The sequence below is a fragment of the Nocardioides daeguensis genome (assembly GCF_019192965.1).
Classification (GTDB): domain Bacteria; phylum Actinomycetota; class Actinomycetes; order Propionibacteriales; family Nocardioidaceae; genus Nocardioides; species Nocardioides daeguensis.
Genome location: NZ_JAHTKU010000005.1, coordinates 150241 through 170871, shown reverse-complemented (window position 1 = coordinate 170871; position 20631 = coordinate 150241). Strand labels below are relative to the sequence as shown.

17 protein-coding genes are annotated in these 20631 nt (G+C 72.0%); all 17 read left to right on the top strand.

Annotated features, from left to right (window positions below; genetic code table 11):
* Positions 1-41: 41 nt before the first annotated feature.
* The 17 genes from KU893_RS05345 to KU893_RS05265 are packed head-to-tail and all read left to right on the top strand — an operon-like array spanning position 42 to position 20569.
* Complete coding sequence (locus KU893_RS05345; RefSeq protein ID WP_218233309.1) at positions 42-905, top strand: MlaE family ABC transporter permease; 864 nt, start codon at positions 42-44, stop codon at positions 903-905.
* Positions 902-1756 carry an MlaE family ABC transporter permease gene (locus tag KU893_RS05340; protein WP_218233308.1) on the top strand — a complete coding sequence of 285 codons (855 nt, stop codon included), beginning with the start codon at positions 902-904 and terminating at the stop codon, positions 1754-1756. Before KU893_RS05345 ends, KU893_RS05340 begins: the two co-directional genes overlap by 4 nt.
* 36 nt (positions 1757-1792) lie before the next feature.
* Positions 1793-2602 carry an ABC transporter ATP-binding protein gene (locus KU893_RS05335; RefSeq protein WP_218233307.1) on the top strand — a complete coding sequence of 270 codons (810 nt, stop codon included), beginning with the start codon at positions 1793-1795 and terminating at the stop codon, positions 2600-2602.
* Between the two features lies 1 nt (position 2603).
* The gene (locus KU893_RS05330; protein ID WP_218233306.1) at positions 2604-3848 is read left to right on the top strand and encodes an MlaD family protein; all 1245 of its coding nucleotides are present in this window, start codon (positions 2604-2606) and stop codon (positions 3846-3848) included.
* A gap of 17 nt (positions 3849-3865) precedes the next feature.
* Positions 3866-5350: an MlaD family protein gene (locus tag KU893_RS05325; RefSeq protein WP_218233305.1), complete on the top strand. Its 1485-nt coding sequence runs from the start codon at positions 3866-3868 to the stop codon at positions 5348-5350.
* Complete coding sequence (locus KU893_RS05320) at positions 5347-6585, top strand: MlaD family protein (RefSeq protein WP_218233304.1); 1239 nt, start codon at positions 5347-5349, stop codon at positions 6583-6585. Before KU893_RS05325 ends, KU893_RS05320 begins: the two co-directional genes overlap by 4 nt.
* A gap of 10 nt (positions 6586-6595) precedes the next feature.
* On the top strand, positions 6596-7924 hold the full coding sequence (locus KU893_RS05315) for an MlaD family protein (protein WP_218233303.1): 1329 nt from the start codon (positions 6596-6598) through the stop codon (positions 7922-7924).
* A complete protein-coding gene (locus KU893_RS05310; RefSeq protein ID WP_218233302.1) occupies positions 7921-9168 on the top strand; it encodes an MlaD family protein in 1248 nt (415 codons plus the stop codon). Before KU893_RS05315 ends, KU893_RS05310 begins: the two co-directional genes overlap by 4 nt.
* Complete coding sequence (locus tag KU893_RS05305; RefSeq protein ID WP_218233301.1) at positions 9165-10463, top strand: MlaD family protein; 1299 nt, start codon at positions 9165-9167, stop codon at positions 10461-10463. The genes KU893_RS05310 and KU893_RS05305 overlap by 4 nt, the downstream gene beginning before the upstream one ends.
* Before the next feature lie 5 nt (positions 10464-10468).
* The gene (locus KU893_RS05300) at positions 10469-12895 is read left to right on the top strand and encodes an RND transporter family protein (RefSeq protein WP_218233300.1); all 2427 of its coding nucleotides are present in this window, start codon (positions 10469-10471) and stop codon (positions 12893-12895) included.
* Positions 12892-13983, top strand: a complete 1092-nt coding sequence (locus KU893_RS05295; RefSeq protein ID WP_218233299.1) for a peptidylprolyl isomerase — start codon at positions 12892-12894, stop codon at positions 13981-13983. Before KU893_RS05300 ends, KU893_RS05295 begins: the two co-directional genes overlap by 4 nt.
* 3 nt (positions 13984-13986) lie before the next feature.
* Entirely contained in the window at positions 13987-15657 is a 1671-nt protein-coding gene (locus tag KU893_RS05290; RefSeq protein WP_246591944.1) for an FAD-dependent oxidoreductase, read from the top strand.
* A gap of 45 nt (positions 15658-15702) precedes the next feature.
* Positions 15703-17172, top strand: coding sequence for an acetyl-CoA acetyltransferase (locus tag KU893_RS05285; protein WP_218233298.1), 1470 nt, complete (start codon positions 15703-15705; stop codon positions 17170-17172).
* 38 nt (positions 17173-17210) lie between these two features.
* Entirely contained in the window at positions 17211-17504 is a 294-nt protein-coding gene (locus tag KU893_RS05280; protein ID WP_218233297.1) for a hypothetical protein, read from the top strand.
* Positions 17504-17938, top strand: a complete 435-nt coding sequence (locus tag KU893_RS05275; RefSeq protein WP_218233296.1) for a Zn-ribbon domain-containing OB-fold protein — start codon at positions 17504-17506, stop codon at positions 17936-17938. Before KU893_RS05280 ends, KU893_RS05275 begins: the two co-directional genes overlap by 1 nt.
* Positions 17935-19122: a thiolase C-terminal domain-containing protein gene (locus KU893_RS05270; protein WP_218233295.1), complete on the top strand. Its 1188-nt coding sequence runs from the start codon at positions 17935-17937 to the stop codon at positions 19120-19122. The genes KU893_RS05275 and KU893_RS05270 overlap by 4 nt, the downstream gene beginning before the upstream one ends.
* 13 nt (positions 19123-19135) lie before the next feature.
* Complete coding sequence (locus tag KU893_RS05265) at positions 19136-20569, top strand: aldehyde dehydrogenase (protein WP_218233294.1); 1434 nt, start codon at positions 19136-19138, stop codon at positions 20567-20569.
* Positions 20570-20631 lie beyond the last annotated feature (62 nt).

Sequence of the window (20631 nt, the reverse complement as noted above, 5' to 3'; positions counted from 1 at the left end):
GTATCGGGAAACCGGCCGTCATGGGGGAGCAAGGTGAGTTGATGACTGTCGAGTCGAGCGCGGCCCGCCGGATTCGTCCGGTCGGTCCGTACGACGGCCGCGGTAGCCGTCTCGTCGGGCGTCTGCCCGGCGTGGTCCGCGGGCCCGTCTCGGAGGCCGGGGGCATGGCCCAGCTGCTGGGACGCATCCTCAGGAGCGCGATCACGCAACCCCGGGGCTACTGGGGCCAGGTGGTGGAGGACATGCACGTCACGATCAAGCGCGCGTGGGTGCCGATCGTGTTCGCCCTCTTCGGCTTCCTCATCTTCATGTCGATCCTGACGGTGCAGTTCTTCGACATGGCCGGAGCCAACCAGCTGTTCGGTCCGCTGCTCCTCCTGCAGAGCATGCGCACCTTCACGATCTGGATCGACTCCATGGTCGTGGCCGGGGTGATCGGCACCGCGCTCACCTCCGACGTCGGCGCTCGCAAGGTGCGTGAGGAGATCGACGCGATGATGGTGATGGGCATCGATCCCGTCCGTGACCTCGCGGTGCCCCGGGTGCTGTCGATCACCTTCATCACGACGTTGCTGGCCGTGCCGTCGCTCCTGGTCACCGTCTTCTCGATGAACGTCGGCGGTCTCTACGTCGCGTCCATGCCGAGCGAGCACTTCTACTCCAACCTGTTCTCCAACGTCTCGCCCGGCTCGATCGTCGCCGTGGTCGTCGAGAGCTTCCTGATCGGTCTGCTGATCGGCACGGTGTGCTGCTACAAGGGCTTCACCGCCTCCGGTGGCGCGATCGGGCTGGGGCGCAGCGTGAACCAGGCGGTCGTGATCGCCTTCCTGGCCGTCTGGGTCCTGCAGCTCGCGTTCAACGCGCTCCTCCTGGGCCTCTTCCCCAACCTGGGAGCCTTCCGATGACCGACCTGCAGGAGCACCCCGGGGCGAACCCCGAGCCCGCCGCCCCGCCGGCGCGGGCCGCGGCCACGCCGGATCCCACGACGGAACGGCTGGAGAGCGTCGGCTCCTTCGTCCAGTTCGTCGGCCAGGTGCTCAAGGACATCCCGACGGCCGTTCGCCTCTACCCTGCCGAGATCATGCACCACTGCGGCGCGCAGATCCGTCAGAACTTCCTCGTCGCGGTCTTCATGCTCTTCATGATGGGCGCCGTCATGGGGCTGACCGCCAACTTCCTCTACTCGAGCATCGGCATCGACAGCCTGATCGCGTCGGTCAACTCGGTCGCGGGACTGCGCGGTATGTGCCAGGTCGTGTTCGGCTGGATCATCGCCGCCAAGCTGGGCTGCGGGATCGTGGCAGAGCTCGGCGCGATGCGGATCAGCGAGGAGATCGACGCCCTCGAGGTGATGGGCGTGCGTTCGGTCCCCTATCTCGCCAGCACCCGGGTGATCGCCGCGGCGATCACCATGCCCCTGCTCTTCGTCGTCGGCCTGCTGGTCAACTTCGGCGCCGGCTGGCTCTTCAACGTGGAGCTGCTCAACACCGTGTCCTCGGGCGGCTTCGAGTACTTCCTGTTCCTCTTCCAGAACGTCCGGGACTTCACGATCGCCATCGTCTGGGCCCTGCTGCTCGGGCTGATGATCGTCGTCGTGGCCTGCTACTTCGGCTACACCGCGTCGGGCGGTCCGGTCGGTGTCGGCCGCGCCACCGCCCAGTCCATGCTCGTCAACCTCGTGCTCGTGAGCATCGTCGGCATGGTCCTGGTCCAGCTCTTCTACGGCAACTCGCCCAATGCGCCCATCGGCAACTGACCGGGGCCAGACACCCAGGGACGAAGGAGTTCAACGATGACCCTCACCACCGAGCGTCCGGGCATGCACGACGAGGCGGCCGTCGCCGCGGAACAGCACACCGTCGAGGTCCGTGACGTGCACAAGAGCTTCGGCTCGTCCACCATCCTCAACGGGCTCAGCGTCAACTTCCGTGACAACGCCATCACCACCGTGCTCGGTCCGTCCGGAACCGGCAAGTCGGTCCTCCTCAAGCACATCGTCGGCCTCCTCGAGCCCGACGCGGGTGAGGTGCGGGTGTTCGGCGAGAACATCTGGCAGGTCTCCGAGGCGCGGCGCTACGAGCTGCGCACCCGCTTCGGCGTGCTCTTCCAGGACGGCGCCCTGTTCGGGTCGATGAACATCTACGACAACGTGGCGTTCCCGCTCCGCAAGCACACCGACAAGTCCGAGGACGAGATCCGGGAGATCGTCATGGACCGCCTCCGGGAGGTCGGGCTCGAGCAGGCGATCGGCAAGGCTCCCAACGAGATCTCCGGTGGCATGCGCAAGCGTGCCGGGTTCGCGCGCGCCCTCGTGATGAAGCCGGACGTCGTGCTGTTCGACGAGCCGGACTCCGGTCTCGACCCGGTGCGGACCAAGCTGCTCTCCCAGCTGATCGCCGAGGTGCACGCCGAGCACGGCGGCACCTACATCGTGATCACCCACGACATCCCCACCGCGCGGACCGTCAGTGACGACGTCGCGGTGATCTGGAAGGGCAAGGTCATCCACTACGGCGAGGCCGAGGGCGCCTTCGGGTCGGACGACCCGTTCGTCCGGCAGTTCCTGGCCGGCGCCGCCGACGGCCCCCTGGGGATGGACTGACATGGCGATCTCCACCTGGTCACGCACCCGCCAGCTGCTGGCCCTCGTCGCGATCGCCGCGCTCGTCGCGGCTGCCTGGAAGGTGCTCGGCCCCGACCCCTACCGGCTCCAGGTCGTGACGCCCGCCGCCGACCAGACGTTCGTCGGCGCCCAGGTGCTCCTCGCCGGCCACCCGGTCGGCAAGGTCTCCGACATCGCGGTGCGAGACGGACGCGCGCTGCTGACCCTCGAGGTCGACGGTGACCACGCGCCGCTCCCGGCCGGCACCACCGCGCGGATCAAGTGGCAGTCGGTGCTGGGCGCCCGCGTGGTCGAGCTGACCTCCGGCAAGAGCGGCAACCAGGAGCTGCCGTCGGGCCACCTGCTCGCCGCTGCGCCGGAGAACGTCGAGGTGGACGACCTGCTCGCCATGCTCGACGAGCCGACCCGGGCCCAGGTCAAGGGGCTGCTCGCCGAGCTCAACACGACGCTCACGGGCAACGAAGGCGACCTCAACAAGACGCTCGCCGAGGCCGGGCCCACGATCGAGGCGTTGGGCGAGGTGCTGCGCGCCGTCGGCAGCGACGGTCCGGCGATCAAGAAGATCGTCAGCCAGTTCGCCCAGGTGGCCGACACGGTCGCGGCGCGGGACGGCGAGCTCTCGAGCAGCGTGCAGGACCTCAACGTCCTCCTGCAGGCGATGGCTCAGCGGCAGGGCGACCTGAGCGAGACGCTCAAGCGCCTCCCGGACACCATCGACACGGCCACCAAGACGCTGTCGGGCGTGAAGGAGCCGGTCGACTCCGCGCGGGTGCTGCTGCGCGAGGTCGCCCCGGCGACCGCGAAGCTGCCGGCCATCACCAAGGACCTCGCGCCCGTCCTGGCGGCGACCCGACCGGCCCTGGAGGAGGTGCCGGCGACCCTCGACCATGCCGACCGTCTCCTGCAGCGCACCCCGGCACTCGTCTCCGGCCTGCGCGACCTCCTGCCGGACGCGGACAGCGCGCTCGAGCAGGCCAACCCGATGGTCGCCTTCCTGCGGCCCTACACGCCCGAGCTGGCCGGCTGGTTGAGCAACTGGGTGGGGATCTTCGGCAGCCAGAACGGCGCCGGCAACTACGCCCGCGCCCTGATCACCGCCTCGGTCTCCAGCGTCGACGACCTGCTGCCCGGAGTCCCCGTGGGTCAGCAGCAGGACGCCCGCCCCGAGCCCGGCTCGATCGCCAAGCAGACCTGGGCAGACGCGAACGGAGATGCGATCCAGTGAGCAGTCACCTCAGCTCGTTGTCCCGACCGGCACGGTTCGCGCTCGTCGGCACGCTCGTCCTGGCCGCCGCAGCGGTGGGGACCGCCTCCGGTGGCGACGACGGCAAGAGCCGTCAGGTCGTCGGACTCTTCAAGGACGTCAGTCCGCTCGAGGTCGGCAGCGAGATCCGCGCCTCCGGCGTCAAGGTCGGCGAGGTCCAGGACATCGAGCTCCAGAACGGGCTCGCCCGCGTGGTGCTGGACATCGACTCGGCGGTGTTCCCCCTCCACCAGGACGCCCGACTGTCCATCCGCCCGATCAACCTGCTCGGTGAGAACTTCATCGAGCTGCAGCCCGGGTCCGCCGACCAGCCCTCGTTGCGCGGCGCCATCCCGGTGGAGCAGACCAGCACCGTCACCACGCTGCAGGACGTGCTCGACACGGTGGACGACCCCACGGGGACCGCCCTCGCCGCCCTGGTCGGCGAGCTCGGTTCGGGCGTCGAGGGCAACGGCGAGCAGATGGCCGCGGCGCTCAAGGCGCTGGCACCGACCATGCAGCAGGTCGATCGTCTCGGCGACGTCCTGCGGGCACAGAACGACGTGCTCGGCGAGCTGCTGACCAGCGCGGACCCCCTGGCCACGGCGGCCGCCGGACCGGACGGGAAGCGGATGGACGCCCTGGTCGAGCAGACCCGCAACCTCCTCGTCGCGCTCGGCGCGGAGCAGGACGGCATCAAGGCGACCATCGCCCAGCTCCCGGCGACCCTCAAGGAGGCCCGGACCACGCTCAGCGCGCTGGACCGTGTCGCCGACGCGACCGCCCCGACGCTGAGGCAGGCCCGACCGGTCACCGACGACCTCGACCAGATCGCCGGGGAGATCGAGGACTTCACGGTCTACGCGACGCCGGCCTTCGCCTCGTTCGACGGCGTCTTCGCCGAGGCCGACCGGCTGCTCGAGCAGGCCGCGCCGATGGTGACGGCCCTGCGCCGGTCCGGTGACGACCTCGAGAGCGTGGCCGAGGGCCTGGTCCCCGTCGGCGACCAGCTCCTGGACCGCCATCTCGGCGACCTGATGGCGTTCGTGCGCAAGTGGGCGCTGAGCACCAACGGCCGCGACGCCGTCTCGCACTACTTCCGCGGCGTCTTCCACGTGACGCCCGCCGCGCTGACCGCGCTGGTCAAGGGCGCGCCCCTCCTCTCGCCGAGCGACGGCGGTCACCGCACACCCGAGAGCGGCACCGGTGCCGCCGGTGCCCCCGCAGCACCCGCCGCCCCGGAAGACCTCTCGGGCGCGATCGACCAGGTGACCAAGCTGCTCGGCAAGGACGGCGTGCTGGATCTCTGCGCGATCCTCGTGACCGACCCGGAGTGTGCGCAGGTCGAGAGCGGCGCGACGGACCCGGCTGCCGCCGTACCCGCTCCGGCCGCCGATCCCACCAGCGCGACCGGGCTCGACGTGGATCAGGAGCTCGGCCTGCTCGGCCAGCTCCTCGGAGGACTCGGAGGGCTTCTCAAGTGAACCGTGGAGCACATCGCGACGACGTCCGGAGGTTCGCGATCGGCGTCGTGACCGTGACCATCGGTCTGCTCATCGCCTACGTCGGCGTGACCGTCCAGGGGGGTGGCAAGCTGCCCCTCAAGAAGTACACCGACGTGCGCGCGGACTTCGCCACCGTCGGCACCCTCAAGCCGCAGCAGAAGGTGACTGTCAAGGGGGTCCGGGTCGGCGTCGTGTCGGACATCGAGTACGTCGACGGCCACGCCCGCGTGACCTTGCGTCTCGACGGCGACCGCGACGTGTACCGCGACGCCACCGCCCGGGTCGGCAACGAGTCGGCGCTCGGCAAGAAGTACGTCGACCTGGACCCGGGGACGGCCGCGGCCGGTGAGCTGGGCAGCGCCCCGATTCCCGTCGAGCGCACGACCGACCCGTCCTCGCTCGACGACGTGCTGGCCGGCTTCGACAAGCCGGCTCGCCAGGGCCTGCAGTCGACGCTGCGATCGGTCGGTGGGGGGCTGCTCGGCCACGGCCAGGATCTCCAGGACATCGGGGCCGTGGCGCCGGACCTGCTCGACAAGGGCGAGGCCGTGGTGAGCACCCTGGCTGATCCGCGCACCGACCTCGACGACCTGCTGGTCAACGCCGAGAGCCTGACCAGCCAGTTCGACGGGCAGAGCGAGCGCCTCGCGCGGCTGCTCGACGAGGGCGCGACCACCATGGCGGCGCTCGACGTCGACGGCGGCGCGCCGCTGCGCGAGACGCTGCGCACGCTGCCGGGCACGCTGGAGACGGCGCGCGCCGGCCTGAAGGAGATCAACGACCCGCTGCTGACGACCGCCTCGGCGGTCGAGGAGCTCAACCCGGGCGTGCGGCGCCTCGTGCAGGCCACGCCCGACCTGCGCGGCTTCCTCGTCGAGTCGCCACCCGTCGCGCGCACCGTGATCCGCTTCACCCGGAAGGCCGAGCCGGCCGTCAAGGAGCTCAACCCTGCGGTCAAGGACCTCCGTCCGGTGGTCGACCGTGCGACCCGCACGATCACGCTCGCCGAGCCGCTCCTCACCACCCTGGTGCCGTACTGGCCCGACGCGGGACGGCTCTTCTCCCACCACGACCTGCTGAGCGGTCGCTTCGCGAAGGACCGGCACTTCTTCAGCGCGATGCTGAACTTCCCCGGGCTCCACACCGTGAGCGTCCTCGACCCGCTGGCCGACGTGGACCCCTACCCGGGTCCCGGCCGGGCCTTCGACAACTAGGAGTCAGTCGGTGAGCACCTCGTTGATCAGCAGGATGTTGCCCAGCCTGTCGGCCCGGGCGCGAGCGGGAGCGGTGTTCCTCTTCGTGATCGCGCTGGTCCTGGCCGTCCTCGCGCTCAAGAACCCGATCAAGGTCGCGCTGCAGTCCGGCGAGACCGTGACGGCGGAGTTCGATGGCAACTACGGCCTGCGTGCCGGACTGTCCAAGGTCAAGGTCGCCGGGTTGAAGGTCGGCATCGTGACCGACATCGACCGCGTGGGGGAGCGGACCGTCGTCCGGATGAAGGTCGACGACGACGCCCTCGTCGCGATCGGCTCCGAGCCGTCCGCCCGGGTCACGCCGCTGACCCTGCTCGGCGGCCAGTACAGCGTCGAGCTGATCCCCGGCGGATCCGGACCGTACGCCGGGGCGACGATCCCGGCCGCGCGGACCAGCACGCCCGTGGAGCTCGACAAGGTGCTCGCGGCGCTGCCGAGCGACACGAGGGCCGCCACCCAGGGCGTCGTCCGCAAGCTCCGCACGAGCCTGGAGAAGGGCGGGCGGACCGGTCTCGAGGAGGTGCTCCACCAGGCGCCGCTGACCCTGCCGAGCACCACCGAGGCGCTGGAGGCGGCGCAGGGGACCCGGCCCGAGCAGGACCTGCGCGAGGTCGTGAGCGGGTTCCAGGGCTTCGCCCAGACCCTCGCCGAGCGTCGCGACGAGCTCGATCCCCTCCTGGTCGACCTCGCGACGACCTCGCGCGTTCTCGCCGGCCACCGCGACGACCTCGCGGCGACCGTCGACCGGCTGCCGGAGACGCTGGACGCCGCGGACCGGGGCCTCGCGCGCCTCGACGGCACGCTCGACCTGCTGGACCGCTCCACCGACGACCTGGTGCCGACGGTGCGGCGGCTGCGGCCGCTGCTCGACGCCCTCGCGCCGACCCTCGAGGAGGCGCGCCCCGTCGTCGAGGACCTGCCGCCGCTGCTGCGGGACGCCCGCGAGACCGTGGCCACCCTCGTCCCGGTCGTCGACAACGCCACCGGTCTCGTCGACGACGTCCGCGGGCCGGTGATCCAGCGCGTCGAGGGACCGATCCTGGACAAGCTCGACCGCACGTGGCACGGCGCGCCGGACGGCCCCTACCGGAACAGCGGCGGTGGCGTCCAGGCCCAGAACAAGTTCTACGAGGAGATCGCCTACATGATCACGAACCTCGACCGGTCCTCGATGACGCAGGACCCGCAGGGCAGCCTGCTCAACTTCCAGGCGGGAGCCGGCACATCGACCCTGCAGCCGATCGGCCTCGACGAGATGCTCGCCGACCTGCTGCCGCAGCTGCGAGGTGACGTCCGATGAAGCACTCCCTGTCCAGCGTCAGCCAGCGCGTCCGCAACACGCCGGGCCTGCTGCGCGACACCACGACCCTCGTCGCGTGCCTCGTCCTGGGCGTGATCTGCTCGGCCTACATCTTGAGCCACCAGGACTTCAAGGCGCCCTGGACGGACAAGTTCACCTTCTCCGCCGACTTCGACAAGGCCCCGTCGGTCCGCCCCGAGTCCCTCCAGGAGGTCCGGATCGCCGGCGTCCAGGTCGGCAGGATCACCGCGGCGAAGCCCTCCGCGGACGGGCTCGCCCGGGTGACCTTCCAGATCGACCCGGACCAGAAGGTCTACAAGAACGCCCGGGTCGTCATCCGCACCAAGTCACCGCTCAACGTCATGTACGCCACCTTGGAGCCGGGTGACCCGTCCGCCGGGCCGCTGCCCGAGAACGCCGTCCTCCCGCTCTCCCAGACCGACCGGGCGGTCCAGCCGAACGAGGTGTTCGACAAGCTGGACGACAAGGCACGGGCGGGGCTCACCTCCCTGCTCAACGAGGCCGACGTCGCCCTGGCCTCGGGGCCTCGCCATCTCGGTCCCGGCCTCTCGGACACGGCCGGCGCGATGCGGTCGTGGACGCCGGTGCTCGACGAGATCGCCGAGCGCCGCGCCCACCTGTCGCGCCTGGTGAGCGCCATGGCCGACATCGCCGGCGCGGTCGGCAAGGACGACGAGCGCATCGCCGACCTGACCCTGGCGGCGCAGCAGACGCTCGGCGCCCTGGCCGCGCGCGACACCGAGCTGGCCGCGGCGCTGGACCAGCTGCCCGGGTTCGCCGACGACGTGAAGGGCTCGATGAGCAGCGTCGAGACGCTGAGCGCCGAGCTGGACCCCACGCTGCGCAACCTCACCAGCGCGTCCGACCGGCTGCCCCGGGCACTCCGGGACGTGACGGGGACGGTCAAGGCGATCCGAAAGTTCGTGCGGGGTGCCCGGCCGGTGATCGAGCGTGCCCGGCCGCTGGTCGCGGACCTGCGGCCGCTGTCGGTCAACCTCGACCACGCGCTGCGTGACCTCCGGCCGGTGACCGCGACGCTGCCCGCGGCGACCGAGCGGATCGTGCCGTGGATGGAGGACCTGGCGGCGTTCGTCTACCAGACCTCGTCGTCGTTCAGCCTGTACGACGCCAACGGCGGCCTGGGCCGCGCCAACGTCAACGTCGATCTGACCAACCCGCTCGGCGGGATCAAGGACATGGGCATCGAGGGGGCAGGACAGTGACGCAGGCGGTGGAGAGCCGGCGCCGGATGGCGCCCCTGGCGACCGTGCTGGGCATGGTGACGCTGTTCGTGGTCGGCTTCGTGTGGCTGTGGGGCAGCTCCGGCGGAGCCCTGCCCGGCGGGGCCTCCTACGAGATCAGCTTCCGCACCGACGACGTCAAGAACACCCAGGCCAACGGCGAGGTCCGCATCGCCGGGGTCAAGGTCGGGACCGTGGTGGGCCAGGAGCTCGTGGACGGTGTCAGCGAGGTGCGGCTGCGCCTCGACGACGACGTGGTCCCCCTCCACGAGGGGGCGACCGTCCGGGTGGCCCTGAAGTCGATCATCGGGCAGTCCTTCGTGGAGATCGTCGACGGCAAGGGGGACGCGCTCCCCGAGGGGACCGTCCTCTCCGGGGAGTCGGTGATCCCCGCGGTCGACGTCGACGAGGTCTTCGCGGCCTTCGACGACCAGACCAAGCGTGACCTGAGCGAGACCCTGGGGTCGGCCGGTCTTGCCACGGAGGGCCGCTCGAAGGAGATCGGACAGCTGCTCGCCGGGGTCGGCGACATCGGCCGGGAGGGGTACACCGCGATCGACGCCATCGAGGCACAGAACGCGGACCTGGCCGCGCTGGTCCAGCACGCCAACACGATCATGGCCGCCCTCAACACGGGCCGCGACGACCTCGCCTCGCTGGTGTCGAGCGCCCAAGAGCTGACCGCGGTCACCGCGTCGCAGGACGACGACCTGGCGGCGGCGGTGCGCGGGCTCCCGGCACTCGTCGACTCCGCGGGCGAGGCGACCGGGACCCTCGACGGACTGGCCGAGGACCTGCGCCCCGTCGCCGCGGACCTCGACGCGTCGGCCCCCGGGCTGTCGCGCGCGTTGGACGACCTCCCGTCGGTGACCCACAGCCTCCGCACCCTGCTCGACCCGATGGACCGGTCCCTGGGGAGGGCCCCGCAGACCCTCGACCAGGTCCCCGCCCTCGCGCGGCAGCTGAGCGGCATCGCCCCCGACGTCGACGAGCTGCTGGCCAACGTCAACCCGATGGTCGCCTACCTCCAGCCCTACGGTGTCGACATCGGCTCCTTCTTCGGCAACTTCGGCGCCAGCTTCGACGGCAGGGTCGAGAACGGGGTGCGTCCGGTGCGCCTGACGCCGATCTTCAGCGAGTACAGCGTCCGCAACATCCCGATCGACCTGCAGGCGATCAACCCCCTGCACTGGAACAACCCGTACCCGGCCCCCGGCAAGGCCGGTCAGCCCGCGAAGTACAAGGGCAAGTACCCCCACATCGAGCGGGAGGAGTAGGCCAGGTGCAGTCACGGTCATCGAGCCTCCCGTTGCGCAGCCGGGCGGGGGCCGCTGTGGTCCTCCTGCTCCTCGGTGCCGCCATCGCGGGTGGTCTCGCCCAGGTCCGCATCGACACGGGCATCGGGTCCTTCGTGCCCCGAGGCGACGACTCCTACGAGCAGCTGAGCGAGCGTGACCGCGACTTCGGCTCCGACCCCATCGTGGTCGTGCTCGAGGGTCATGCCCGCAACGGCATCGTGCTCGAGCAGGAGCAGCTCGCCGAGCTCGTTGCGCTGGAGGGCAAGCTCTCCCAGGTCCGTGACGTCGCCGTGGTCTACGGACCCGGCACGGTGCTCAACCAGAGCGCGATCGCGATCCGCAACGTGCTGCTGCAGGTGAGCGGGCGCCGGGACGCGCTCGCCAACACCGCTCGGGCGACCGCGGTCAGCAAGGGCCTGACCGACCAACAGGTCGAGGAGTTCGTCGCCAAGCAGCTCGCCCGCTTCGACAGCCGGTACGGCGCCCTGCTGGTCGAGGCGATGCCCATGGGGCTGCCCAGCCTGCGCAACCAGCAGTTCGTGGCCAACATGCTGCTCGGCATCGACGGCGAGACGCGCCCCGAGTGGCGCTTCCTCCTGCCGACCGCACGCTCAGCCAGCATCCTGGTCCGGCCGCGGGAGGGACTCGACCAGGCGCAGACCCGTCGGGTGGTCGACGCGGTCCGGCGCACGGTGAAGGCGAGCGGGCTCCAGGTCGAGAAGCCGATCATCACCGGAGTGCCGGTGCTGACCTCCGCCGTCGCCGACCGTGCCGCCACCGAGGCGCCGCGCCTGGGCCTGCTCGCCGTCGCCGCCGTGGCGCTGGTCTTCCTCCTGGCGCCGTGGAGCCGGCGGCGCCGCGACCGGCTCCGGCCCCTGCTGGCCGCCGGCCTGGGCACCGCCTCGACGCTCGCCGTCTTCGGCTGGCTGCACCGCCCGCTCTCCCTGGGCGTGGTCGCGTTCTTGCCGATCGTGCTCGGTATCGGCTCGGACTTCCCGCTCTACCTGTCGCAGCCGGCGCAGCGGCGCCGCGTCATCGCCGCCGGCACCGGCGCCGTGTTCGCGTTCGCCGCCCTGGCGATCTCACCGCTGCCCTTCGTGCGCGAGTTCGGCCTGGCGATCGCCCTTGCCGTCGCGATCACCTTCTTGTGGGCCGTCGTCCTGCGGTCCCGGCTGGCGGAGATCGAGCCGGCGGAGACGGGGACGGCGGCGCCTGGCTCCGGTCGCTCGGTCCCGACCGGCGTCGTTCGCAAGATCGCCGCCGTGGCGGTCCTGCCGGCCGTGCTCGGCTGGGTGCTGCTCCCGGGGCTGTCGCTGGAGTCCCGGCCCGAGCAGCTCGCCCAGGGGCTCCCCGAGCTGGGCGACGTGGATCGCGCGCAGCAGGCGTTGGGCTTCTCCTCCGAGATCAGCGTCGTGGTCCGTGGTCCGGAGGTGTTGACTCCCGAGCTGCTCGCCTGGGCGCAGGAGGTCGACAACCGCATCGCCGCCGAGCACGGTGACGAGCTGCGCCCCCTGCTCACCCTGCCGCGGCTGCTCAGCTTCCTCGGCACCGACGCCACCCCGGCCCAGGTCGTCGCCGGCTCGGAGCTCCTGCCGCCGTACCTGGTCAGCGCGGTGGTCGGGGGTGGGGGCGACGTCGCTGTGTCCACCTACGGTGTCGACATCGACGACGTCGCGGCGCAGCGCCGGTTGGTGCGACAGGTCGAGAGCCTGCTGCCCGATGCCCCGGACGGCTACCGCGCGGAGGTGGTGGGCCTCCCGGTGGTGGCTGCCAACGGCCTGACGGCGATGTCGGCCAGCCGGTTCGTGATCACGGTGGTCAGCCTCGCCGTGGCCGGGCTCGCGGTGGGCCTGCTGACGCGGTCGCGACGCCTGGCGCTCCTCGTCGTCGGCGCCTCCCTGCTGGCATCGGGCTGGGTGTTCCTGGGCCTGAAGCTGACCGGTCAGCAGCTGAACCCGCTGACGCTCGCCGCGGGTGCCCTGATCACCGTCACCGCCTGCGAGTTCACGGTGATGCTCGACGGCTCGGCGGACCGGCGGTGGTTGCGCCGCAGCGTGCTGGTCGCAGCCTCGGCGGGCACGGTCGGCTACCTGTGCCTGGCGCTGTCCGAGCTGGCCGTCCTGCGCGGGTTCGGGCTGCTCCTCGCGGGGGGCGTGGTCGCCACGTACGTCGCCGCGCGCCTGGTCGTCGCTGTCGCGCCCGGCGCTGCGCAGCAGCACCGCGACCCGACCGCGCTCCGCCGGGCGGCGGCGCCGGGGGTGGAGGCCGACCGGGCTGACCGGCGGGCCGTCCAGCGCACCGGCGCCGAGGACGGTGCCGGGATCGGGGACGCCGCGGGGACGGACCGCGCGGCGCCTGCGCTGAGCGAGGCGGAGAAGAGCAGGCTCACGATCGGGAGGGGAACACGATGAGGCTCCGACGTCCGAGGCTGCCGATCAGGCGGCGTGCCGACGGAACCGTGCTGTCACGGCGGCAGTGGGCCGTCGTCCTCCTCGTCGGGGCTGCGGTGGCCGGCGTCGCCACGTGGCAGGTCGCTGCCGCCGACGACGACGAGCTCCCCGCCGATGCGGTGATGCGGATCCACGGCAGCGTCGTCACGACGAGCGAGCTCGAGACCCGCGTCGCCGGCCTGGAGGCGCTCTACGGCGTGAAGCCGCCCACGGACGATCCCGGACGCGCCGCCTTCGACCGGGACGCCGCGAAGTCGCTGGCGATGAGCCTGCTCCTCGAGCGGGAGGCCGCGGATCGAGAGATCGTCATCTCCGAGAAGCAGTCGCGCGCCGAGCTCGACAAGATCATCGGCGAGCGGCTCGGCGGAGACCGACAGCAGTTCCTGACCTTCCTGGGCGATGAGGGGATCTCCGAGAAGCAGGTCCTCGCGGAGATCGTCCGCACGCTGCAGACCAGCGAGCTGTTCGACCAGGTGACCGCGGACGTCCCGGACGCCACGGTCGAGGACGCCCGCAAGGAGTACGACGCGCGCCGGGCCCAGATGACCACGCCGGAGCGGCGTCACCTGCGCAACATCGTGGTGGCCGACGAGGCGAGCGCCCGTCGGGTCGCCGACCGGCTGGCGAAGGGGGAGCCGTTCGCCGAGGTGGCACGGTCCGAGACCCTGGACCAGAGCACCCGCAAGTCCGGTGGTGACCTCGGCACGCTCGCTGCCGGAGAGCTCGAGCCGGCCTATGCCGAGGCGGCCTTCGCGGTCGGCGAGGGCGAGGTGTTCGGCCCGGTCGAGTCCCAGTACGGATGGAACGTCGGCAGGGTCGAGAAGGTCGTCGCCGGGGACCCGCTCGCCTTCGAGGACGTGCAGGTCACGCTGCTCGAGGCGCTCACGACCCGGCGGCAGCTCGACGCGTGGCGCAGCTGGCTCGCTGGGCTGCTGGAGGACGCCCAGGTCACCTATGCCGACCGCTACCGGCCCGAGGACCCCACCGAGGTCCCCGCGTCGTACGACGAGCCCGCCGAGCCCGCCGAGCCCGCCGACCCCGAGGAGTGAGCGATGACCCACGTCATCACCCGTTCGTGCTGCAACGACGCCTCCTGCGTCCCCGTCTGCCCGGTCAACTGCATCCACCCGACGCCCGACGAGCCCGACTACGGCACGGCGGAGATGCTCTACATCGACCCCGAGTCGTGCGTGGACTGCTCGGCCTGTGTCGAGGTCTGCCCGGTCGGCGCGATCGCCGCCGACTACGACCTCGAGCCCGACCAGGCCCGCTACGAGGAGATCAACGCCCACTGGTTCGCGGGACCGGGACGCCGCGACTACGAGGAGACGCAGTACGTCGCCCCGGTGCGCTCCTGGCCGGAGGGCGGCGCTCTCCGCGTGGCGGTCGTGGGCTCGGGGCCGGCCGCGTTCTTCGCGGCCGAGGAGCTGCTGAGCCAGCGCGGCATCGACGTCGCGGTCGACATGTTCGAGCGGCTGCCCACGCCCGGCGGCCTGGTCCGGTTCGGGGTCGCCCCCGACCACCAGGACACGAAGAGGGCGGCGAAGAACTTCGCGCTCACCATGAAGCGCAAGGGGTTCCGCCTCTTCCTCAACACCGAGATCGGCAGGGACGTCTCGATGGACGAGCTCCGCCGGCGCTACGACGCCGTGGTGGTCGCCGTCGGAGCGCTCGCCGACCGCCAGCTCGGCATCGCGGGGGAGGACCTGCCCGGCAGCCACTCCGCCACCGAGTTCGTCGCCTGGTACAACGGGCATCCCGACTTCGCCCACCGCACCTTCGACCTGTCGCACGAGCGGGCCGTGATCATCGGCAACGGCAACGTGGCCCTCGACGTGGCACGGATCCTGGCGACGGACCCCGAGCGGCTGGCGGGCACCGACATCGCGGACCAGGCGCTCGCCCAGCTGCGCGAGAGCAAGGTGCGTGAGGTGGTGGTGGTGGGGCGCCGCGGTCCTGCCCAGGCCGCGTTCACCACCAAGGAGCTGCTCAGCCTCACCCAGAGCGCGGGCATCGACGTCGTGGTCCGGGCGGAGGAGATCGTCGTCGACGAGCTCAGCGAGCGCGGCCTGCCCGACGAGGGATCGATCGAGCGCTACAAGGCCGAGCTCCTCGCCGAGGTGCAGGGCAACCCGCTGACCGGGGGGCGGCGGGTGACCCTGCGCTTCTTGTCCTCCCCGACCGAGATCGTCGGCGACGGCTGGGTCGAGGGCATCCGGCTGCAGCACAACCGGCTCGTGCTCGGGGAGGGCGGCCGGCTCGACGCCGTCCCCACCGGTGACGTCGAGGAGCTCGCCTGCGGACTCGTCTTCCGGTCGGTCGGGTACCGCGGGGCCCCGGTCCCCGGCGTTCCGTTCGACGACCGGTCGGGCACGATCCCCAACGTGGAGGGGCGGGTCACCGACCCCGAATCCGGCGCGGACCTGGCGGGGCTCTACGTCTCGGGCTGGATCAAGCGGGGTCCGTCGGGGGTGATCGGCACCAACAAGCGGTGCGCCAAGCAGACGGTCGGCCACCTGCTCGACGACTTCCGGGAGGGGCGACTGTCCGCCGTCGTCCCCGAGGTCGACGACATCGCCTCGCTCCTGCCGGAGCACGTGGGGCTGGAGGGCTGGCGGTTGATCGACGCCCACGAGACCGATGCCGGCCGGGAGCAGCGGCGCCCACGGGTCAAGCTGGTCGACGTCGCGTCGATGCTGGCCGTCGCCCGCAGCCAGGCCTGAGACCGGCCGTCGCCCCCCGTCCCCGACACCCGAGGAGCAGTACCCATGGATCCCCGCACGCCCGTTCTCGTCGGCGGAGGCCAGCTCAACCAGCGTGAGGACCCGGTCGAGCCCGTCGACATGATCGTCGCCGCCGCCCGACTCGCCGCGGAGGACGCCGGCGCTCCGGCACTGGCCGAGGCGGTGCAGTCGGTCCGGGTGATCGGCATGCTCTCGTGGCGCTACCGGGACCCGGGCGCACTGGTGGGGGAGCGGCTCGGAGCGCCGGTCCGGCACACGGTCTACACGGGCAACGGCGGCAGCCACCCGCAGGCGCTCGTCAACGACGCCGCCGAGGACATCGCCGCCGGACGGGTCGACGTGGTGCTGGTCGGGGGCGCGGAGGCGTGGCGTACCCGGATGGCGCTACGGGCGCAGGGCGAGAAGCCGGCCTGGACCCGTCAGGGCGAGGACGTCGGCGTCCCAGAGACGCGGCCCGACGTACCCATGCAGCACGCGACGGAGCTGCGCGCCGGCATCGACCGTCCGACCTCGGTCTACCCGCTGTTCGAGCAGGCGATCCGCGTCGCGGCCGGCCGGAGCGTCGAGGAGCACCGCCGCCACATCGCCGGGCTGTGGGCGCGGTTCAGCGAGGTCGCGGCCGGCAACCCAGCGGCGTGGAGCCGGCGCACCTACTCCGCCGACGAGATCATGACCGCATCGCCGACGAACCGGATGGTCGCCTGGCCCTACACCAAGCTGCTCAGCTCCAACAACAGCGTCGAGCAGGCCGCGGCGGTGCTGGTCTGCTCCGTGGAGGCGGCCACCCGGATGGGCGTCCCCCGCGAGCGCTGGGTGTTCCCGCGCTCGGGGAGCGAGGCGTCCGACACCTCGGCCATCGCGGCCCGCCCGGGCCTCGACCGCTCGCCGGCGATCCGCCTGGCGGGCGCGGCCGCGTTGAGCGAGGCCGGCCTGTCCGTCGAGCAGCTCGGACCGATCGACATCTACTCCTGCTTCCCGTCCGCGGTGCAGGTGGCCGCCGCCGAGCTCGGCCTGCCGATCGACGATCCGTCGCGGCCACTCACGGTGACCGGCGGCCTCACCTTCGCGGGCGGGCCCTGGAACAACTACAGCACCCACGCGATCGCCACGATGCTCGCGGAGGTCCGTCGTACCGGCGCCCCCGGGCTGGTGAGCGCCAACAGCGGCTACCTCACCAAGCACTCCATGGGCATCTACGCCCCCGACCCGGGCCCACGCTTCGGTCGGGTGTGCGTCCAGGACGAGGTCGACGCCGTCCCGAGGACGCCGGTCGCGGTCGAGCACGAGGGACCGGCCACGCTCGAGTCCTGGACCGTCCTCTTCGACCGCGACGGTGCGCCCGAGACCGCGCTCGCCGCTCTGCGCACGTCCGGTGGCGCGCGCACCCTCGCCCGGTCCACCGCCGCGGATGTGCTGGCTGCGCTGGTCGGCGAGGACGAGGCGGCCGGCATGGACGTGCGGGTGTCCGCCGACGCCACCTTCTCCCTCAAGTGACGGTTGCCACTTAAAACTAACGGCATTAGTCTTGATGCATGGCTGACTTCGAGACCACTTACCGTGCGCACGTGGGGAAGGTCGCCAGCGGCGACCTGAAGGGCGCACTCGCCGACATGGCGCCCGGTGCGGTGCCCGCAGTGTTCGAGGGCGTCACCGTCCCCGGCGGCGACGTGAGCGGGGTGGAGGTCGTCGCCACCCGCGTCGACGGTGACCGGGCGACCGGGGAGGCCGTCTACGCGACTCCCGCGGGCCCGATCGGGCTGCGCTCGGGCTGGGCCCTGGTCGAGGGTGCCTGGCTGGCCGACAGCCTCGAGAACTTCGACGCCTGATGGCGGCGGCGACGTTCTCGGAGGTCCTGCCCACCGGGCCGGCCCACGACGGCAACGACCAAGGATTCTGGGACGGCCTCCGCGCGGGGGCGCTGTGCCTGCCGCGGTGTGCGGCGTGCGGCACGTGGCGCACGGTGGGCCGGCCGCTCTGTGCCGATTGCTGGTCCTTCGACAGCACGTGGGAGCCGGTCCGCGCCGCGGGCACGGTGTTCTCGTGGGCCCGGTCCCAGCGGCAGCTCATGAGCGAGCTCGACGTCGCGGTGCCCTACGTCTCGATCGTCGTCGCCCTGGACGACGTGCCGGTGCGCCTGCTCGGCCTCCTCGTCGGGACCGACCAGGCGCCGCGCATCGGCGACCGGGTGGTCGGTGAGATCCAGCGACCGGCCAACGCCGAGTGGCCGGTCCTGCGCTGGCGCCCGGAGGTGGCGGCGTGAGCGCCCGCTCGGCGTTCCGCGCGGCCACCGCGATCGTCGGCGCCGCCGACATCCACCTGCCCCGGGGAACCGCGCCGGCCGGTGAACGGGCGCTGGTCCTCGAGGCCGTCCTGGCCGCCTGTGCCGACGCCGGCATCTCGCCGCGTGAGATCGACGGCTTCACGTCGTACGCCGGCGGAGACATCAGCGGGCCGGTGCTGGCTGCTGACCTGGGGGTCCACGAGCTGCGCTGGTCGTCGATGGTCTGGGGTGGTGGCGGCGGCGGTGCGGCGGCGGCGATCGGGGCCGCGGCGGCAGCGGTGGCCACCGGCCAGGCGGAGACCGTGGTCGCGTTCCGCGGCATGACCCAGGCCGAGACCGGCCGGCTCGGCTACGCGAAATACTACTTCGACAACTTCTACCTGCCCCACGGCGTCGCCACCCCGGCCCACGTGTGCGCCCTGCGCACCCAGCGGATGCTCGAGCACGACGGGGTGCCGCGCAGCGCACTGCGCAACCTGGTGCTCGCCGCCTACGCGCACGCGCAGAACAACCCGACCGCGGCGGCGTACGGCAAGCCGCTGGACGTCGCGAAGTACGACGCCTCGCCCTTCATCGTCGAGCCGTTCCACCTCTTCGACTGCTCGCGGGAGAACGACGGAGCGGTCGCGGTGATCGTCACCTCGGCCGAGCGGGCCCGCACGCTGGCCCATCCGCCGGCGTACGTGCTCGCGGCGGCGCAGGGTGCCCCGGGCGGCTACTCCGCGCTCAACGAGAACGACACGAGCTACACCTCGGCCGGGTTCGCCGCCGGCTCCTCCGGCCAGGGAGTCGCGTCTCGGTTGTGGGCAGGCGCGGGCGTGCGGCCCGACGAGGTGGACGTGGTCCAGGTCTACGAGAACTTCAGCGGCCCGGCGGTCGCCTCGCTCATCGACCACGGACTCTGTCCGCCCGGTCCCGCCGCCGGTGAGTTCATGACGGTGGAGAACCTCACCGCCCCGGCAGGCAGGCTCCCGGTCAACACCGGTGGCGGCAACATCGCCGACTCTTTCGTCAACGGCATGGGTCTATCCGTCGAGGCGGTCCGCCAGGTCCGCGGCACCTCGGTCAACCAGGTCGACGGGGCGGACACGTCCCTGTTCATCGGCGGGCCGATGGCCCCGCTGGTCAGCTCGGTCCTCCTCGGGAGCGACCGCACCCTCTAGGAAAGGAGGCAGCATGCCCGAGCACCTCGAGCGGCCTGCTCTCTACATCGACGGCGCGTGGGTCGCGCCGGTCAAGGGCGGCAGCGCCGACATCGTCGAGGCAGCGACGGGCGAGGTCTTCGGCGCCTCGGCGCTCGCCGACACCGACGACATCGACCTCGCCGTCGCCGCCGCCCGGCGGGCGCTCACCGGACCGTGGGCCGGCTTCGGACCGGCCGAACGGGCCGGCGTGCTCGAGGCCTTCGCGGCCGGCCTCACCGCGCGGCGCAAGGAGATCGCGACCCTCGTCTCGCGGGAGAACGGCATGCCGATCTCCCTCTCCCAGGTGGTCAGCGGGATCGCACCGGGCTTCATCACCGGCTACTACGCGCGCCTCGCCGCGGGGATGGTGGCCGAGGACGTGCGGCCCAGTCCCACGGGCGGCGAGACGCTCGTCGTACGGCAGCCGGTCGGTGTGGTCGCCGCGATCACGCCGTGGAACTACCCGCAGCCGCTCGCCGTCATGAAGCTCGCTCCCGCCCTCGCCGCGGGATGCACGGTCGTCCTGAAGCCGCCGCCGGAGACCGCGCTCGACGCCTTCGTCTTCGCCGAGGTCGCGGCCGAGGCGGGCCTGCCTCCGGGCGTGCTCAACGTGGTGCCCGGCGGACGGGAGGCCGGGGCGCACCTCGTCGAGCACCCGGGCGTGGACAAGGTCGCGTTCACCGGGTCCACGGGCGCCGGGCGGGCCATCGGCGAGACGACGGGGCGCCTGCTGCGGCCGGCGACGCTCGAGCTGGGCGGCAAGTCGGTCTCGCTCGTCGCCGACGACGCCGACCTCGACCTGTTCGCGGCGAGGCTGCTGGAGGTCTCGCTGCCCAACAACGGTCAGACCTGCCACGCGGCGACGCGCATCCTGGCGCCGCGCAGCCGGTACGACGAGGTCGTCGCCGCGGTCACCGACACCGTCGCCGCCCTGCGCGTGGGCGACCCGCTCGACCGCGAGACCCAGGTCGGTCCGCTGGTCTCGGCCGCCCAGCAGCAGCGGGTGCTGGAGTACGTCGCGCTCGGGCGATCGGAGGCCCGCCTGACCACCGGTGGCGGTCGTCCCGACCGCCCGGGCTGGTTCGTCGAGCCGACGGTCTTCGCCGACGTGGACAACCGCGCGCGGATCGCTCAGGAAGAGATCTTCGGGCCGGTGCTGTGCGTGACGCCGTACGACGACGAGGACCAGGCGATCGCCATCGCGAACGACTCGGACTTCGGCCTCGGCGGCGTCGTGTGGACCTCGGACGCGGACCGCGGTCTGGCGCTGGCGCGCCGCATCGAGTCGGGAACGGTCGGCGTCAACCACTACGAGCTGCACGTCAACGCGCCCTTCGGCGGCATCAAGGCGAGCGGCGTGGGCCGCGAGCTGGGGCCGGAGGGCCTCGAGCCGTACCTCGTGACGAAGTCGATCTACCGCCGCTGAGGGATGACCGACGAGAGAGCGGCCGCCGGGGGTCCCGGCGGCCGCTCCTCTTCGTCAGGGAC

What these genes read in the sequence shown, in the direction of transcription:
- KU893_RS05345 (WP_218233309.1), top strand. Translation starts at nt 42, where the DNA reads ATGACTGTCGAGTCGAGCGCGGCCCGCCGGATTCGTCCGGTCGGTCCG.
- KU893_RS05340 (WP_218233308.1), top strand. Translation starts at nt 902, where the DNA reads ATGACCGACCTGCAGGAGCACCCCGGGGCGAACCCCGAGCCCGCCGCC.
- KU893_RS05335 (WP_218233307.1), top strand. Translation starts at nt 1,793, where the DNA reads ATGACCCTCACCACCGAGCGTCCGGGCATGCACGACGAGGCGGCCGTC.
- KU893_RS05330 (WP_218233306.1), top strand. Translation starts at nt 2,604, where the DNA reads ATGGCGATCTCCACCTGGTCACGCACCCGCCAGCTGCTGGCCCTCGTC.
- KU893_RS05310 (WP_218233302.1), top strand. Translation starts at nt 7,921, where the DNA reads ATGAAGCACTCCCTGTCCAGCGTCAGCCAGCGCGTCCGCAACACGCCG.
- KU893_RS05295 (WP_218233299.1), top strand. Translation starts at nt 12,892, where the DNA reads ATGAGGCTCCGACGTCCGAGGCTGCCGATCAGGCGGCGTGCCGACGGA.
- KU893_RS05290 (WP_246591944.1), top strand. Translation starts at nt 13,987, where the DNA reads ATGACCCACGTCATCACCCGTTCGTGCTGCAACGACGCCTCCTGCGTC.
- KU893_RS05285 (WP_218233298.1), top strand. Translation starts at nt 15,703, where the DNA reads ATGGATCCCCGCACGCCCGTTCTCGTCGGCGGAGGCCAGCTCAACCAG.
- KU893_RS05280 (WP_218233297.1), top strand. Translation starts at nt 17,211, where the DNA reads ATGGCTGACTTCGAGACCACTTACCGTGCGCACGTGGGGAAGGTCGCC.
- KU893_RS05275 (WP_218233296.1), top strand. Translation starts at nt 17,504, where the DNA reads ATGGCGGCGGCGACGTTCTCGGAGGTCCTGCCCACCGGGCCGGCCCAC.
- KU893_RS05265 (WP_218233294.1), top strand. Translation starts at nt 19,136, where the DNA reads ATGCCCGAGCACCTCGAGCGGCCTGCTCTCTACATCGACGGCGCGTGG.